Below are 16,530 nucleotides of genomic sequence, written 5' to 3' on the forward strand. Positions count from 1 at the left end.
ACACAGGCATAGTGGGGTGTTGCATCGGCGGGGCGCTCCAGGAGACGCCACGCCGACATGTGACAAGTACATGGCAATTGCAGCAATCAAGTGCAGCAATCACACGTTCAATTCGGGGGTTACAGCACCATGCGTTCCACTCGTGCGCCCTTCGCGCGCAGTCGCGGGCGGCGTCTCGCACTCGCCGCCACGGGGCTCGCCGCGACTCTGGCACTGACTGCCACGGCCTGCGGTCCCAGCGAAGACAAGGCCAGTGACAGGGCTGATTCCGGCACCTCGCAGGGCGCCGACAAGGGTTCCGACACCGGCACCGACACCGGCTCCGATGCCAAGCTGCCCGGCGACCTCGCCGACAAGCTGAAGGACCACGGCATCGACCCGGACAAGTGGAAGGACGGTGGCTGGAAGAACTTCGAAAAGGAGGAATGGCTCCGCGAGGCGAAGGACTTCGTCAACCCCGTCATCGAAGGGCTCTGGAAGCCCGAGCGGATGAAGGACGCGAAGGACCCGAAGAAGACCATCGCCGCGAAGGACGCCCCCTCCGATCAGGGCGCGACCGACCCCGAGCCGTCGCCGGTCCAGGCCAAGCGCGAGAAGACGCCGTACCACAAGAACGCCGCCCCGGTCGGCAAGATCTTCTTCGATGCCCCCGGGGGCTCGATGGTGTGCTCCGGCACGGTCGTGAAGGACCCGCGCAACCCGGGCAAGTCCAACCTCGTGTGGACCGCGGGTCACTGCGTGCACGCCGGCTCCGCCGGTGGCTGGTACCGCAACATCACCTTCGTGCCTGCCTACAACGACCTCGGCAAGTCCGAGGCCGAGCTGAGCAACGCCGCCCCGCAGGAAGTCGCCCCGTACGGCCAGTACTGGGCCGACTGGGTCTCGACCTCCGCCGAGTGGATCGACGAGGGCGCCGCTTCGGGCGGTGCCGGTGCGCCATACGACTACGCCGTGATGCACGTGAAGCCGGAGCAGGGCTCCAAGTCCCTCGAGGAGACGGTCGGCAACGCGCTTGAGGTCGACTTCTCGACTCCGTCGGCGCAGAGCGTGAGCTCGATGGGCGCCTGGGGCTACCCCGCCGCTCCCCCGTACAACGGCCAGATCATGCACAAGTGCATCGACAAGCCGGGCCGCCTCTCGCTGACCTCCACCCAGCCGACGATGTACCGCATCGGCTGCACCATGACCGGCGGTTCGTCGGGCGGCGGCTGGTTCCGGATGGTGGGCGACAAGACCCAGCTGGTCTCGAACACCTCGATCGGCCCGGCCGAGAACACCTGGCTGGCCGGACCGCAGCTGGGCAAGGGCGCCGAGCAGGTCTACGACATGATGAGCAAGAAGTACGGCTCCCAGTAGCCGCACGGCGGGCGACCGCCGCACCTCGCACCTGACACGGCGAAGGCCCGCCCCCTACGAGAGGGGGCGGGCCTTCGCCATGTGAACCGCGTGACATGCGTACCGCGTGAACCACGCCTGTCCGGACCTGCGTTCAGCCCGCGACGTCCGGGCCTGCGTTCAGCCCGCGACGTCCGGGCCTGCGTTCAGCCCGCGGCGTCCGGGCCTGCGTTCAGCCCGCGACCGGGACGTACGGCGCGAGATCCGCCGCCAGTTCCGCGTGCACCTTCGCCTTGAGCAGCGTGCCATCGGCGGTGTGCTCCTCGGAGAGCACCTCGCCCTCGGCGTGCGCGCGCGAGATGAGCTGACCCTGCGTGTACGGCACGAGGGCCTCGATCTCGACCTCGGGCCGCGGCAGTTCGGCGTCGATCAGCGCGAGCAGCTCTTCGATGCCGGCGCCCGTGCGCGCGGAGACCGCGATCGCGTGCTTCTCGTTGCGCAGCAGCCGCTGGAGGACCAGCGGATCGGCGGCGTCCGCCTTGTTGACGATCACGATCTCGGGCACGTCGGTCGCGCCCACATCGCGGATCACCTCACGCACGGCGGCCAGCTGCTCCTCAGGCACCGGGTGCGAACCGTCCACCACGTGCAGGATCAGGTCGGACTCGCCGACCTCCTCCATCGTGGAGCGGAACGCCTCGACGAGGTGGTGCGGCAGATGCCGTACGAACCCGACGGTGTCGGCCAGGGTGTAGATCCGGCCGCTCGGCGTCTCGGCCCGGCGCACGGTCGGGTCAAGGGTGGCGAACAGGGAGTTCTCCACCAGGACGCCCGCGCCGGTGAGGCGGTTGAGCAGGGAGGACTTGCCCGCGTTCGTGTAACCGGCGATCGCGACCGACGGCACCTTGTTGCGCTTGCGCTCCTGGCGCTTGATCTCGCGGCCCGTCTTCATCTCCGCGATCTCCCGGCGCATCTTCGCCATCTTCTCGCGGATCCGACGGCGGTCCGTCTCGATCTTGGTCTCACCGGGACCACGTGTCGCCATGCCACCGCCGCCGCTGGATCCGCCGCCGCCCATCTGACGGGAGAGCGACTGACCCCAGCCACGGAGGCGCGGGAGCATGTACTGCATCTGGGCAAGGGCGACCTGCGCCTTGCCCTCTCGGGACTTGGCGTGCTGGGCGAAGATGTCGAGGATCAGGGCGGTCCTGTCGACCACCTTGACCTTGACGACGTCTTCGAGGTGGATCAGCTGGCCGGGGCTGAGCTCACCGTCACACACGACGGTGTCGGCCCCGGTCTCGAGGACGATGTCACGCAGCTCCATGGCCTTGCCGGATCCGATGTAGGTCGCCGGGTCGGGCTTGTCGCGGCGCTGGATGACGCCGTCGAGCACGAGCGCGCCCGCCGTCTCGGCGAGGGCGGCCAGCTCGGCGACGGAGTTCTCCGCGTCCTGCACTGTGCCCGAGGTCCACACGCCGACGAGCACGACTCGCTCCAGACGGAGCTGTCGGTACTCGACTTCGGTGACGTCCTCGAGCTCGGTGGAGAGGCCGGCGACGCGGCGCAGGGCCGCGCGCTCGGAGCGGTCGAGCTGCTCGCCGTCCCGGTCTCCGTCGTGTCCGTGGCTCCAGGCGACGTCCTCTTCCATCAGGGCATCGGCCCGAAGACCTTCGGGGTAGTTCTGCGCGAGGCTCTGCGCGTCCTGGGAAGGGGAAGAAGAGGAGGTCATTGGATCCTTACGTCGATGGGATTCTTCACACGGGTCAACGCTCCGGGCCGCCCCGAGATTCCCCGGGCCGGCCGGCGGGGGCCCTGAGATCACCCCGAAGGGTTTTCCCGGACCCGCAGCGGCGCCGACCTGAAGATGGTTGCACGGAACGGCCCGTCTCGTCACCCAGGTTATTTCCGGGCGGGAGCCGCCTTACGCCAGTCCGGGTGGCCCGGCATCGGCGGCGTCTTCGCGCCGTACAGCCAGGCGTCGAAGAAGCCGCTCAGATCACGGCCCGCGATCGAGGACGCGAGCCGCACGAAGTCCGCGGTCGTCGCGTTCCCGTCCCGGTGGATGCGCACCCAGGCCCGCTCCAGGCCGTCGAAGTTCTGGTGCCCGATCTCCTGCCGCAGCGCGTACAGCACCAGCGCGCTGCCGTCGTACACCACCGGGCGGAAGATGCTGATCTTCTGGCCCGACTCGGGGCCCTTCGGCGCGGCCGGCGGTCCGCCCGCGGCACGCCAGGCGTCCGACTGCTTGTAGGCCTCACGCATCCGCTTCTGGAGGGGCTTCTTCGCCTTCTCCTCGGCGAAGAGGGCCTCGTACCAGGTGGCGTGCCCTTCGTTGAGCCAGAGATCGGACCAGGTCTGCGGGCTCACGCTGTCGCCGAACCACTGGTGCGCCAGCTCGTGCACCATGATCGATTCCACGTACCACTCGGGGTACTCGGGCCGCTTGAACAGGTCGCTCTCGAAGAGGGAGAGGGTCTGCGTCTCCAGGGCGAAACCGGTCTGGGCCTGCGCCATCAGCACGCCGTACGTCTCGAAGGGGTAGCGGCCGACCTTCCCCTCCATCCAGCCGATCTGGTCCGGCGTCTTCTTCAGCCAGCGTTCCATCGCCTTGCGGTCCTTGGCGGGCACCACATCGCGTACGGGCAGGCCGTGCGGCCCGGAGCGGTGCACCACGGCAGAGCGGCCGATGGACACCTGGGCCAGTTCCGTCGCCATCGGGTGGCGGGTGCGGAAGGCCCGGGTCGTGGTGGACCCGGTGCGCGCCGTGGCGACGGGCAGGCCGTTGGCGACGGCGGTGAGCCCCTTGGGAGTGGTGACGCGGAACGTGAACTGTGCTTTGTCGGACGGGTGGTCGTTGGACGGGAACACACGGTGCCCGGCATCGGCCTGGTTGGCCATGGCGAGCCCGTCGGAGGTAGGCACCCAGCCGCCGTCCTGGTTCTTCGTGGGCCTGGGATCGCTGGTGTGCCGGACGGTGATCCGCATCTGCTCGCCCCGGCTCAGCGGCCGTGACGGCGTGACGACCAGGTCCTCACCAGTGGTCTCGAAGCGGGCGGGGGCACCGTTGACGGCGACGGAGCGGACCTTGCCATGGGCGAAGTCGAGGTTGATCCGCTGCAGCGGGGCGATCACACGGGCGTCGATCACCGTCACCGCGTCGAGCGGCTTCTTCTTGTCGCCGTGGTACGTGAAGGCGATGTCGTACGCCATGACGTCGTACCCGGGGTTGCCCAGGTGGGGGAAGAGCCGGTCGCCGATGCCGAGCGGTCCGGCCGGTGACGGCGCGCTCGCGGCGAGAAGGGTTACGGAGGTGGCCGCGGCCAGGAGCGCGGTCGCGATACGGAGAGTCCTCGGCCGCGAGGCCTTGACCCGGGGGGTGAGCAGCATGAACTACCGCTATCAGCGCGGACCTTCCGCACCGGTGTCGGCGCGCGCCGTGCCACTCGAACGAGTCGCCAGTAGGCGGCTGATACGACGCTGACGCCTCTTGTCCGACTGCTACGAAGTCGCCGCCGCCGGGTGCTGGGCACGGCTGACGTCGTACACACCGGGCACCGCACGCATCGCGCGCATCAGCCCCGGGAGGTGAGCCGCGTCCGGCAGTTGCAGCGTGTACGTGTGGCGCACGCGCTGTTGGCTCGGCGGCTCGACGGTCGCCGACATGACCTCGACGCCCTCCAGGGCGATGGCTTCGGTGAGATCGGCCAGCAGATGCGCCCGCCCGAACGACTCGGCGATCAGCGTGACCCGGCACTCCGCGCTGTCTCCCCAGCGCACTCCGACCTCCGAACGCCCCACCTCCTTCATGCGTACTACAGCGGGGCACTCGACGCGGTGCACGGTGACGACCCCGCCCCGCACGGCGAAGGCGGTCACCTCGTCGGGCGGCACGGGCGTACAGCAGCCCGCGAGTCGTACGCTCGCGCCTTCCCTGTCCACGACGGCGTTCGCCGCGGCGGGGCGCGGGAAGGCGGAGGCCTGCGGCAAGGGCGCCGGGGCCGTCTTCTCCGGGGGCGACGCCGCGGGTACCGACGCGGGCGCGGGGTGGGTCGTGAGCCAGCGCCGGATGGCGATCCGGGCCCCGGGCGTGCGCGCGTGGTCGAGCCACTCGCGGGAGGGCCCGGACGCCACGTCCTGCCCCATGAGCAGCTGGACCGTGTCACCGTCCAGCAGGACCGTGCTCAGCGTCGCCAGGCGGCCGTTGACACGTGCGCCGATGCAGGCGTGGGCGTCCTCGCCGTACTGGGCATAGGCGGCGTCCACGCAGCTCGCGCCCGCGGGCAGTCCAAGGGTGCCCCCGTCGGGGCGGAAGACGGCGATCTCGCGGTCCTGGGCGAGGTCTTCACGGAGCGTGGACCAGAACGTGTCGGGGTCGGGGGCCGCTTCCTGCCAGTCGAGCAGGCGGGAGAGCCAGCCCGGCCGGGTCGGGTCGGCGCGCTCGCCCTCGACGGCGTCCTCGGAAGGGGCCTCGGTGGCGGCGTCGGACTGCTCCTCCGAAGGAGGAGCGTACGGATTGCGCAGCGCGACGACGCCGGCCTCGGCCACCTCGTGCATCTGGTGCGTACGGATGAGGACTTCGGCGACCTCTCCGTCCGGGCGGGCCACCGCCGTGTGCAGCGATTGGTAGAGGTTGAACTTCGGTACGGCGATGAAGTCCTTGAACTCCGAGACCACCGGCGTGAAGCACGTGTGCAGTTCGCCGAGCACGCCATAGCAGTCCGCGTCCTCGTTCACCAGGACCAGGAGCCGTCCGAAGTCCGCCGCGCGCATCTCGCCGCGTTTGCGGTGCACCCGGTGGACCGAGACGTAGTGCCGCGGCCTGATGAGGACTTCGGCCGCGATGCCCGCCTCGCGCAGCACCGCCCGGACGTCGTCCGCCGTCCCTTCCAGCGGGTCGCCGCCGCCCACCGCGTTGGCCGCGATCAGCTCTTCGACCTTGGCGTACTCCTCCGGGTGGAGGATCGCGAATACGAGGTCCTCCAGCTCGGTCTTGAGCGCCTGCACGCCGAGGCGTTCGGCGAGCGGGATGAGCACGTCCCGCGTCACCTTGGCGATCCGTGCCTGCTTCTCGGGGCGCATGACGCCGAGCGTGCGCATGTTGTGCAGGCGGTCGGCCAGCTTGATCGACATGACGCGTACGTCGTTGCCGGTGGCCACGAGCATCTTGCGGAAGGTCTCGGGCTCGGCGGCCGCACCGTAGTCGACCTTCTCCAGCTTCGTGACGCCGTCGACCAGATAGCAGACGTCGTCGCCGAACTCCGTACGCACCTGATCGAGCGTCACATCCGTGTCCTCGACGGTGTCGTGGAGCAGGGACGCGGTCAAGGTCGTGATCTCGGCGCCCAGTTGGGCGAGGATCAGGGTCACCGCGAGCGGATGTGTGATGTACGGCTCACCGCTCTTGCGCATCTGGCCGCGGTGGGAGGACTCGGCGAGGACCCAGGCACGCCGCAACGGCTCCAGATCCGCGTCCGGGTAATGGGCGCGATGGGCTTCCGCCACATGGCCGATCGCGTCCGGCAACCGGTCCCGGGTGGCCGGCCCCAACAGGGCTGCCCGGCCGAGCCTGCGCAGGTCAAGCCGAGGACGACCGCGCCTGCGCTGCGCTGCGGGCGTCACGGGGCCAGACACCGCGGGGTTTGTGGCCTCCGCACTCATGGGCACCTCCGGCTGCTCCGACCGGCGGTGAGCGGACGACGGCGTGCTCCGTCCGGGCCGGTGCTTGATGCTACCGAGCCCATCACGCGCCGCTGACCGCCTCTCGCCGAGCGTGAAACGGATCACCCATTCGAGCGACAGTTCACGGGTTTACAGTTTCGAGCCATTCCGCGTCGATCTCGCCTTCGGCGACGATCACAGCGGGGCCCGTCATCTCGATCTCGCCGTCGGGCCGCTCGGTGACCACCAGGCTCCCACCGGGCAGATCGACGGTGTACGTGACCGGCGAACCGGTCGCTGCGGGGTCCGCCCCGTCCCTGCGGGCCACCGCGACGGCGACGGCGCACGCGCCTGTGCCGCACGAGCGGGTCTCTCCGGCGCCGCGCTCGTGCACCCGCATGGCGACGTGGCGCGGGCCGCGGTCGACGACGAACTCGACATTCACGCCTTCCGGGTAGGCCGAAGCGGGGCTGAATGGCGGCGGGTCGTACAGGTTGCCCGCGTGGGCCAGGTCGTCCACGAAGGCGACCGCGTGCGGGTTGCCCATGTTCACGTTGCGCGCGGGCCAGTGGCGGTCGGCCACCGAGACCTCGACGTCCCCTTCGGGGAAGGCCGCCTTGCCCATGCCGACGGTGACGCCCCCGCCGGCCGCGGCCTTGGCGATGTGCACGGTCTTCACGCCACCGCGGGTCGCGACGGCAAGATCACCCTCGCCCACCAGACCGGCGCGCTGCAGGTAGCGGGCGAAGACGCGCACGCCGTTGCCGCACATCTCGGCGATCGAACCGTCGCCGTTGCGGTAGTCCATGAACCACTCGGCCTCGTCGGCCAGATGCCGTGCCTCGGGGTGCGCCGCGGAACGCACGACATGCAGCAGACCGTCGCCCCCGATGCCCGCGCGGCGGTCGCACAGGGCGGCGACAGCTGCCGGGGACAGCGCGATGGCGTTGTCGGGGTCCGGGATGATCACGAAGTCGTTCTCGGTCCCGTGCCCCTTGAGGAAAGCGATCGGCGTGCTCATTCCTCGATCGTACGGGGTACCTGGGACAGTCAGTCGTCAAGGTGCCCGCCAGGGCTCTGACCTCGTACGACGCCGTCAGCGAAGGCGCGCGACCCGCCACACGGCGAGGACGGCGACGGCGAGGAACACCAGGGCGTACGCGGAGACGATCCGCCAGTCCGGGCGGCGCCCGGAACCGCGCTCCGGCAGCCCGGGCCAGGTGTGCCCCACGCGGCGGGCGGCCATCATGCCCCAGCCTGCGGCGCAGCTGCTGATCAGGAGCCCGAGCATGGCGACGACGGCGCCGCCGTCCCCGAACTCGAAGGCCAGCGGGAAGGCGAACATCAGCGATCCGGCGGCGGCGAGTATGACGATCGGCGCGAGCTGCCAGATGCGCAGACGGCGCTGCGGGCGCAGTTCGACCTCGACCTCCGCCGCGGCCATCGCGTCCGCGACGGGACCGTCGTCGGTCACGCCGTCCGGGGCCCCGTCAGGGCCGTCCGGGGTCAGCTCGCCGCCGTCATGCGCGGTGTCACGAGGGCCGGCCTCCATCGCCATCCGCCCTCCTGCTTCGGACTCCACTGGTCGATCGATGGTCGATGATGGCACGGCGTCAGGGGCCGGGATGACCGCCGGAGCGTCCCGATGCCATCACGTGATCAGGCTGTGACCGCTCGTTCGACCAACGCCATTGCCCGCCCCGGGAGTTCCCCCCGATCGGCCATGGCGCCACTGAGCCAGTGCACCCGGGGATCACGGCGGAACCACGAGTCCTGACGGCGTGCGAACCGCTTGGTCGCGCGCACGGTCTCCGCACGCGCCTCGCCGTCGGTGCACTCCCCCGCGAGCGCAGCGAGCACCTGCTGGTACCCGAGCGCGCGGGAGGCCGTACGCCCCTCGCGCAGCCCCACGGCCTCCAGGGCACGCACCTCGTCGACGAGGCCCGTGTCCCACATGCGGTCCACGCGCGTGGCGATGCGTTCGTCGAGCTCCGGGCGGCCGACATCGACGCCGATCTGGATGGTGTCGTATACGGAGTCGTGGCCGGGGAGGTTGGCGGTGAAGGGCTTGCCGGTGATTTCGATGACCTCGAGGGCGCGGACGATCCGGCGGCCGTTGCTGGGGAGGATGGCCCGGCCCGCTCCGGGGTCGGCGGCGGCGAGGCGGGCATGGAGCGCGCCGGAGCCGTGGAGCGCGAGCTCTTCCTCCAAGCGGGCCCGGACCGCTGGGTCGGTGCCGGGGAACTCCAGGTGGTCGACGGCCCCCCTGACGTAGAGCCCGGAGCCGCCGACCAGGATCGGCCAGCGTCCATCGGCAAGGAGTCGGTCGATTTCGGCTCGCGCCAGTTTCTGGTACTCGGCGACGCTCGCCGCCTCCGTGACGTCCCAGATGTCGAGGAGGTGGTGCGGCACTCCGTCACGCTCTTCGAGCGTCAGCTTGGCGGTTCCGATGTCCATCCCTCTGTAGAGCTGCATGGAGTCGGCGTTGACGACTTCGCCGCCGAGACGCTGGGCGAGGAAAACGCCCAGATCGGACTTTCCAGCCGCGGTGGGCCCGACGATGGCGATGACCCGCGGTGCGGGAGCTGCTCTACTCACCGCCCCAGTCTCGCAAACCCCAAGGCCACTTCCCGAACGAGCTACGTGACGCCACACGTCCGGGGTCGTTGCCTGTTGCGAGGTTCCGGCCGCCGGTTTCGAGGATCGGCGACCCGGGCGGCGCAACAGGGCGCACCGGGCGGCGCGGGATTTCGCCCACACGAGTACCGTATGGAGTAGATATGGGCGTTTTTGCACGATTCCGTAGGAAGTCCAAGGACACGGAAGAGGCGTCAACAGCCGAGGCGGCAGCCGGCACCCTGACGGCCGAGCCGGAAGCGGCCGGGGAGTCCCCCGAGGCCGAGCCCGGCCAGGAAGAGGCCAAGGCCAAAGCCGCCGCGAAGGACGAGCCCAACGCCGAGACCAAGGCCGAGGAGCCAGCGGAGAAGGAAGCCGGGGAGAAGGTCGACGCCGAGACCGAGGCCGAGGACAAGTCGGACGACACCGATGCGGCTGCCGCGGACAACGTGGACATCCCGAAGCAGCAGTCCGCGGAGAAGGCCGCCGACAACGACGAAGCCGACGAAGGCGCCCGCAAGTGACTCCCCCAGCGAGGGAAGGCAACCGATGGGCTTCCTGCAAAGCCTGAAAGACAAGCTCGCCCCGGCGAAGGACAAGGTCGCGGGCCTCGCGCAGCAGCACGGGGGCAAGATCGACCAAGGTCTCGACAAGGCCGCGAAGGTGGTCGACGACAAGACCAAGGGCAAGTACAGCGACAAGATCCAGACGGGGACGGGCAAGGCGAAGGATGCCGTGGACCGCCTCGCCGGGACGCCCGACGAGGGCAAGGACACGGGTGGCGGCACCACCCCGCCCGCAGGCGGCACGACCCCGCCCATGGGTGGCACCACCCCACCCACGTCCCCTCCGGCTCCCTGAACCACCCCGCGTCACCGGTCGAACGACCCCGGCGGACGGCCGTGGAGCGCCACCAGCTCCGCGGCCGTCGCCGTGCGTCGGCCACGTGCGCGTTGCGCGGACGCCTCTGCCAGGCCGCTCCCGCCGGTCGGTCCGCTCGGTCCGCTCGTCCGCTCAAGTCAGGGGGCTCGAGCGCTACGACCAGGCAGCCACCACGTACCCGACGCCGTACGGAGCGTCCTCGTAGAGCAGCTCGCCGCTCAGGCCCGCTCCTTCGGCCGCGCCCGCGAGCACCTGCCACGGCGCCCTTCCCGCCGCCTTCAGTTCGTACGCCAGCTTCTCGTCCAGTGCTTTGAGCGCCTCGACGTCCGCCGCCCCCAGTGCACGGGCCGCCTCCGCGTCGAAGCCGGCCGCCCGCTCGTCGAGATAACCGGGCGCCTTCAGCGTGCGGCAGGCGCTGGCGTCGCCCATCACCAGCAGGGCCACCCGGTCGGCCCGCGCCACGATTTCCCCTCCGACTTGAATACACCGCTCGGCCGCCAGAGGTTCCCCCACCCCGAGGCCTTCCAGCGGGGCCCCCGACCACTCCGTACGGTCGAGCAGCCAGGCGGCGACGGCCAGCGAGGGCGGAAGTTCGCGCTCCGCCGCATCCGCGAGGGAGCCGTCCGCGCCGGCCGTACCGTCGCCGCCGCCCTCGCCGCCGGGGCGTCCGAGTCGCACATCCAGGTCCACGCCGAAACCGCGGAAGGACCCGCGGGCGCCCTGCGGATGCGGGCCGCGTCCGTTCTGCGCGGCGGGGCCGACCACGACGAGACGGTCGGCGCGCGAGGCGGCGAGCACCCCGATGGCGTCCTTGCACGCGGCGCGTGCGGCGTCCAGTTCGGGGGCAGCACCCGCGGCCACCTCGGGGACCAGCAGGGGCGGGCAGGGGCAGACGGCTGCGGCGACAAGCATGATCCGCAGCGTAACGCCGCGCGCCAGTGGGAGCGCGCGCTAGTAGGAGATCGGGCCGGAGTCCCACTCCAGCTCGGAGATCGAGAAGCGGTACGGAAACGAGCCCCCGGAAGAACCGTCGCCGATCACCATCCAGCCGTCGGCCGTGCGGTAACGCCGCATCCGTACGGGATAGCGCGGGTGCTTCGGGCGGTACAGGCGGACGAACTCCGCGAACCGCTCGACCGCTTCCTCATGTGTGCCGTCCACCGTGGCCATCAGCTCGAACAGATGCCATGCCCCCGGCCCCGGCGGGTTCTCCATCATCAGCGCCCAGCGCGCCATCAGCCCATCCCCCGTGTCCGCCGCTCCCCCGTCGTCCGCCGCTCGCCCCGGTCAGTCGACCGCGCAACCGCTTCCAGTGGTCACCGGAAGCGGCTCCGGGGCGCCCACCTGCGGCAGTCCGAGCATCACGCCGGCGGGCTTGGCCGCAGCCTCGGTGTTGCGCTTCTCCCAGGCGTCACCCGCGCGCGTGGGGCGCACGTTCAGGACGGCACCCTCGGCGAGCAGGTGGTGCGGGGCCGCGTACGTGATCTCCACCGTCACGACGTCACCGGGGCGGACCTCGGTGTCCGGCTTGGTGAAGTGGACCAGGCGGTTGTCGGGGGCGCGTCCGGAGAGGCGGTGCGTGGCGCCGTCCTTGCGGCCCTCGCCCTCGGCCACCATCAGGTCGAGCGTCCTGCCGACCTGCTTCTTGTTCTCGTCCCAGGCGATCTCCTCCTGGAGGGCGGACAGACGCATGTAGCGCTCCTGCACGACCTCCTTGGGGATCTGCCCCTCCATCGTCGCCGCGGGCGTACCGGGGCGCTTGGAGTACTGGAAGGTGAAGGCGTTGGCGAAGCGGGCCTCGCGGACCACGTGCATCGTCTGCTCGAAGTCCTCCTCGGTCTCCCCGGGGAAGCCGACGATGATGTCGGTGGTGATCGCGGCCTCGGGCATGGCGGCGCGGACCTTCTCGATGATGCCGAGGAAGCGGTCCTGGCGGTACGAGCGGCGCATCGCCTTCAGGATCGGGTCCGAGCCCGACTGGAGCGGCATGTGCAGCTGCGGCATCACGTTCGGGGTCTCGGCCATGGCGGCGATCACGTCGTCCGTGAAGTCGCGCGGGTGCGGGGACGTGAAGCGCACGCGCTCCAGGCCCTCGATCTTCCCGCAGGCCCGAAGGAGCTTGCTGAAGGCCTCGCGGTCACCGATGTCCGAGCCGTAGGCGTTCACGTTCTGACCGAGCAGGGTGATCTCGGAGACGCCCTCGGCGACGAGCGCCTCGATCTCGGCGAGGATGTCGCCGGTCCTGCGGTCCTTCTCCTTGCCGCGCAGGGCGGGCACGATGCAGAACGTGCAGGTGTTGTTGCAGCCCACGGAGATGGACACCCATGCCGCGTACGCGCTCTCGCGGCGCGTGGGCAGCGTCGAGGGGAACGCCTCGAGGGACTCGGCGATCTCGACCTGGGCCTCTTCCTGGACGCGGGCACGCTCCAGGAGCACCGGCAGCTTGCCGATGTTGTGCGTCCCGAAGACGACGTCGACCCAGGGGGCCTTCTTGACGATGGTGTCGCGGTCCTTCTGGGCCAGGCAGCCGCCGACGGCGATCTGCATGCCGGGCCGCTTGGTCTTCATCGGCGCCAGGCGGCCGAGGTTCCCGTAGAGGCGGTTGTCGGCGTTCTCCCTGACGGCACACGTGTTGAAGACGACCACGTCGGCGTCGCCGTCCGAGCCCTCGGGCGCGCGTTCGTAGCCGGCGCCCTCGAGGAGACCGGAGAGGCGCTCCGAATCGTGGACGTTCATCTGGCACCCGTAGGTGCGCACCTCGTACGTTCCTTTAACGCCCACTGCCTGTCCCCGGTCGCCGCTGCTCATGTGACAAGGGTAGGCGGTCGCCGGAGTGTCCCTGCCGGGAGCTCGGCCCTGGCCATCACGGCGAGTGGCCTGGCAGGATCGCGCGCATGCTCCAGGCACTCCCCCGCATCAGCCGGCGCCGCGCACTCCAGGGTGCCGCGGCCGCCCTTGTGGTCTTCGGGCTCTTGATGTGGTGGCTCGTCCCGGCGGGCGACGACTCCCCGGGGGGCCGGATGACCTTCAGTACAGGCGTGAAGAACGCGGTGTACGAGCGATACGGCAAGCTCCTGCGGACCGCGGTCTCCCATGACATGCCCAAGGTGGACGTGGAGCTGCTCAACAGCGAGGGCTCCCAGCAGAACGTCGAGCGGGTGGCCACGGGGAAGGCCGATTTCACGATCGCGGCCGCCGACGCCGTCGAGAAGTACCGCCTGGAGGACCGTGCGGGAGCGGGCCGGCTGCGGGGCTGTGCGCGGCTGTACGACGACTACGTGCAGCTCGTCGTACGGCGCTCGTCGGACATCAGCAAAGCGCAGGACCTGCGGGGCAAGAAGGTGGCCGTGGGACAGCCGCGCTCGGGCGTTCGGCTGATAGCGGACCGGGTACTCAAGGCCGCCGACCTCGATCCCGAGAAGGACCTCACGTCGGTGGACGCCGGCATCGACAAGGCGCCCGATCTTCTGAAGAAGGGCGACATCGACGCCTTCTTCTGGTCGGGCGGGCTGCCGACCACCACAGTGCGGCTGCTCTCCGAAGAGTTCGACATCCGCCTCGTCGAGCTCGGCACCCTCGTGGACGCCCTGCACAAGCAGGGCGGAGCCTCCCGCTACTACCGGGCGGCGGTGATGCCCGCCGACGCCTATCCCGACGCCCAGCAGAACGACGCCGTGCCGACCCTGGCCGTGGCGAACCTCCTGGTCACCACGGACCGGGCGGACCCGAAGCTGACCGAGGGGCTGACCCGCACGGTGATCGACAGCCGCGACCACATCGGCGGCAAGGTGCACGCGGCCCAGCTGGTGGACCTGCGGACGGCGCTCTACACGGACCCGCTCGCCCTGCACGAGGGCGCGCGCCGCTACTACCAGTCGGTCAAGCCGTAGCCCTCGGTCAAGCCGTAGCCGTCAGACCGGGCTCCCGGGCTCGCCGCGTGGCACGCGGACGGTCACCCGCAGTCCGTGCGGCTCGTGCCGCTCGTACGCGATGGAACCGCCGCCCGCGGTGAGCAGGGCGCGCGAGATGGACAGGCCGAGGCCGGATCCCTTGACGTTCTGGTGGCGGTTGCTGCGCCAGAAGCGGTCGCCGATGCGGGCGAGTTCGTCCTCCGTGAGGCCGGGACCGCCGTCCGTGATCACTATGGTCGTCAGTTCACCGCTCCAGGAGACCTCCACCCCCACCTCCTTGCCCTCGGGCGTGAACTTGAGGGCGTTGTCGATCACCGCGTCCAGGGCGCTGGACAGGGCGACCGGGTCGGCCCAGCCGGTGGTCGCCGGACAGACGCCCGTCAGGCGCACCCCGCGCTCCTCGGCGAGCGGGCGCCAGGCGCCGACGCGTTCGGCCGCGAGTTCGCCGATGTCGGTGAGCCGCAGATCGGCCGCGGCGTGCTCGGCCAGTGCGAGGCCCAGGAGGTCGTCGAGTACCTGGGCGAGGCGTTTGCCTTCGGTACGCACGGAGGCGATCTCCTCGTTCCCCTCGGGCAGTTCGAGGGCGAGCAGCTCGATGCGGAGCAGCAGGGCGGAGAGCGGGTTGCGCAGTTGGTGAGAGGCGTCGGCGACGAAGGCCCGCTGCTGCTCCAGTACGTCCTCGACGTTGTCGGCCATCTCGTTGAACGACCGGGCCAGGCGCCTCAGTTCCGGCGGTCCGCCCGCTGCGGCCACCCGCGATTTCAGGCGCCCGGTCGCGATGTCGTGCGTGGTCGCGTCCAGGACCCGTACCGGGCGCAGCACCCAGCCGGTGAGGCGCAGTGCGGCGCCGACGGCGAGGAGCATCGCCGCCGACTCGCCGGCCCCTATGAGCAGCCACCCTTGCAGCGTCTTGGAACGCATGCGTCCCGTGGGCGAGTCGGTGACGACGACGGCGACGACGTCCCCGTCCCTGATCACCGGCGATGCGACGACGAGCCGGCCGCGCTGCCAGGGCCACACCTGACGCGGATCGTGGCTTCCACGGGACCTGAGGGCCTCTTCGAAGGCCTCCCGCGCCTCGGCGCCCCTGGGAGGCAGGAACCAGGCTCCGGGGGCGTGAGCCATGGGCACACGGTCCCGGAAGAAGACGCCCGCCTTGATCCCGTAGACCTCGTGGTAGTAGTCGAGTTCGGTCTGGAGGGTTTCGCGCCGTTCGTCCTTGTCGCGCAGGCGCGATCCTGTGGGACGTTTCGTGACGAACTGTGCGAGCGCCGCGAACCGCGCCGTGTCGTCGATCCGGTCGACGACCACCTTCTGCTGCTGCGCCGCCGCCACGCTCACCGCGAGCGGGAAGCCGAGCGCGAGCAGCACACCCGCCATGAGGACGATGAGCAGCGGGAGGAGGCGAGAGCGCACCTGACCTCGCTACTCGCTACGCGGCCGGGGCGACGAGCCGATAGCCCACGCCCCGTACGGTCTCGATCAGGGCCGGCATGTGCAACTTGGAGCGCAGGGAAGCGACATGCACCTCAAGGGTGCGTCCCGTTCCCTCCCAGCTGGTGCGCCACACCTCGCTGATGATCTGCTCCCGGCGGAACACCACGCCCGGCCGCTGCGCGAGGAGCGCGAGCAGGTCGAACTCCTTGCGGGTCAGTTGAACTGTCGAACCGTCCACACTGACCTGACGGGTGGGCAGTTCGATGCGTACGGAACCGAGGCGCAGTTCACTGTCGGCCGGGCCGGCCGCGGCGCCGGACGGGGGGCGCCGGATGACCGCGTGGATGCGGGCGATGAGCTCCCCGGTGTCGTACGGCTTCACTACGTAGTCATCGGCCCCGAGATTCAGGCCATGGATCCGCGAGCGCACATCGGCACGCGCCGTCACCATGATCACAGGAGTCGACCCGCGCTTGCGGATCTTCCCGCACACTTCGTAGCCGTCCTGATCGGGCAGTCCCAGATCTAGGAGTACGACCCCGAAGGGTGCCGTCTCGCCGGGCAGCAGGGCCTGCAGCGCTTCCTCGCCATTGCGGGCGTGCACGACGTCGAAGCCGTGCCTGGCCAGGACCGCCGACAGGGCGGCGGCCACATGATCGTCGTCCTCGACGAGGAGCAGTCTCATACG

Annotated in this window: 15 protein-coding genes; 4 read left to right on the plus strand and 11 right to left on the minus strand. The window is 70.4% G+C overall.

Annotated elements, in window-relative coordinates; genetic code table 11:
* The first annotated feature begins 129 nt into the window (after nucleotides 1-129).
* Nucleotides 130-1,356: a trypsin-like serine peptidase gene (locus ACZ5WE_RS28445; RefSeq protein ID WP_467688478.1), complete on the plus strand. Its 1,227-nt coding sequence runs from the start codon at nucleotides 130-132 to the stop codon at nucleotides 1,354-1,356.
* A 211-nt stretch (nucleotides 1,357-1,567) separates the two neighbouring features.
* Here ACZ5WE_RS28445 and hflX read toward each other — a convergent pair whose 3' ends face one another.
* From hflX to miaA, 6 genes are all read right to left on the minus strand, one after another.
* Nucleotides 1,568-3,067, minus strand: coding sequence for a GTPase HflX (gene hflX / locus ACZ5WE_RS28450; protein ID WP_467688480.1), 1,500 nt, complete (start codon nucleotides 3,065-3,067; stop codon nucleotides 1,568-1,570).
* A 170-nt stretch (nucleotides 3,068-3,237) separates the two neighbouring features.
* Nucleotides 3,238-4,725 (minus strand): M1 family metallopeptidase, encoded by a 1,488-nt coding sequence (locus ACZ5WE_RS28455; protein WP_467688482.1) that lies wholly within the window; start codon nucleotides 4,723-4,725, stop codon nucleotides 3,238-3,240.
* Nucleotides 4,726-4,836: 111 nt separating this feature from the next.
* The gene (locus ACZ5WE_RS28460; protein WP_467688484.1) at nucleotides 4,837-6,996 is read right to left on the minus strand and encodes a RelA/SpoT family protein; all 2,160 of its coding nucleotides are present in this window, start codon (nucleotides 6,994-6,996) and stop codon (nucleotides 4,837-4,839) included.
* Between the two features lie 142 nt (nucleotides 6,997-7,138).
* The gene (dapF, locus tag ACZ5WE_RS28465; protein WP_467688486.1) at nucleotides 7,139-8,017 is read right to left on the minus strand and encodes a diaminopimelate epimerase; all 879 of its coding nucleotides are present in this window, start codon (nucleotides 8,015-8,017) and stop codon (nucleotides 7,139-7,141) included.
* Between the two features lie 75 nt (nucleotides 8,018-8,092).
* The gene (locus ACZ5WE_RS28470; protein ID WP_467688488.1) at nucleotides 8,093-8,554 is read right to left on the minus strand and encodes a hypothetical protein; all 462 of its coding nucleotides are present in this window, start codon (nucleotides 8,552-8,554) and stop codon (nucleotides 8,093-8,095) included.
* A gap of 101 nt (nucleotides 8,555-8,655) precedes the next feature.
* A complete protein-coding gene (gene miaA, locus ACZ5WE_RS28475) occupies nucleotides 8,656-9,594 on the minus strand; it encodes a tRNA (adenosine(37)-N6)-dimethylallyltransferase MiaA (RefSeq protein ID WP_467688490.1) in 939 nt (312 codons plus the stop codon).
* A 182-nt stretch (nucleotides 9,595-9,776) separates the two neighbouring features.
* On the opposite strand from miaA, the gene ACZ5WE_RS28480 reads away from it, so the two are divergent.
* Nucleotides 9,777-10,136 (plus strand): hypothetical protein, encoded by a 360-nt coding sequence (locus ACZ5WE_RS28480; RefSeq protein WP_467688491.1) that lies wholly within the window; start codon nucleotides 9,777-9,779, stop codon nucleotides 10,134-10,136.
* 25 nt (nucleotides 10,137-10,161) lie between these two features.
* Entirely contained in the window at nucleotides 10,162-10,473 is a 312-nt protein-coding gene (locus ACZ5WE_RS28485; protein ID WP_467688493.1) for an antitoxin, read from the plus strand.
* Between the two features lie 174 nt (nucleotides 10,474-10,647).
* On the opposite strand, the gene ACZ5WE_RS28490 is transcribed toward ACZ5WE_RS28485, so the two are convergent.
* From ACZ5WE_RS28490 to miaB, 3 genes are read right to left on the minus strand one after another with little or no spacing between them, the layout of a single operon-like run.
* The gene (locus ACZ5WE_RS28490; RefSeq protein WP_467688494.1) at nucleotides 10,648-11,406 is read right to left on the minus strand and encodes a class III extradiol dioxygenase subunit B-like domain-containing protein; all 759 of its coding nucleotides are present in this window, start codon (nucleotides 11,404-11,406) and stop codon (nucleotides 10,648-10,650) included.
* 39 nt (nucleotides 11,407-11,445) lie between these two features.
* Complete coding sequence (locus ACZ5WE_RS28495) at nucleotides 11,446-11,730, minus strand: hypothetical protein (RefSeq protein WP_160507594.1); 285 nt, start codon at nucleotides 11,728-11,730, stop codon at nucleotides 11,446-11,448.
* 51 nt (nucleotides 11,731-11,781) lie between these two features.
* Nucleotides 11,782-13,302, minus strand: a complete 1,521-nt coding sequence (gene miaB / locus ACZ5WE_RS28500; RefSeq protein WP_467688496.1) for a tRNA (N6-isopentenyl adenosine(37)-C2)-methylthiotransferase MiaB — start codon at nucleotides 13,300-13,302, stop codon at nucleotides 11,782-11,784.
* Between the two features lie 86 nt (nucleotides 13,303-13,388).
* On the opposite strand from miaB, the gene ACZ5WE_RS28505 reads away from it, so the two are divergent.
* Nucleotides 13,389-14,384 carry a TAXI family TRAP transporter solute-binding subunit gene (locus tag ACZ5WE_RS28505; protein WP_467688498.1) on the plus strand — a complete coding sequence of 332 codons (996 nt, stop codon included), beginning with the start codon at nucleotides 13,389-13,391 and terminating at the stop codon, nucleotides 14,382-14,384.
* A 21-nt stretch (nucleotides 14,385-14,405) separates the two neighbouring features.
* Here the strand turns inward: ACZ5WE_RS28505 and ACZ5WE_RS28510 are convergent, their stop codons facing one another.
* Together ACZ5WE_RS28510 and ACZ5WE_RS28515 are read right to left on the minus strand one after the other, a co-directional pair.
* The gene (locus ACZ5WE_RS28510; protein WP_467688499.1) at nucleotides 14,406-15,821 is read right to left on the minus strand and encodes a sensor histidine kinase; all 1,416 of its coding nucleotides are present in this window, start codon (nucleotides 15,819-15,821) and stop codon (nucleotides 14,406-14,408) included.
* 16 nt (nucleotides 15,822-15,837) lie between these two features.
* Nucleotides 15,838-16,527 (minus strand): response regulator transcription factor, encoded by a 690-nt coding sequence (locus tag ACZ5WE_RS28515; RefSeq protein ID WP_467688501.1) that lies wholly within the window; start codon nucleotides 16,525-16,527, stop codon nucleotides 15,838-15,840.
* Nucleotides 16,528-16,530: the final 3 nt, after the last annotated feature.

This window comes from Streptomyces sp. NPDC033180 (assembly GCF_055577645.1).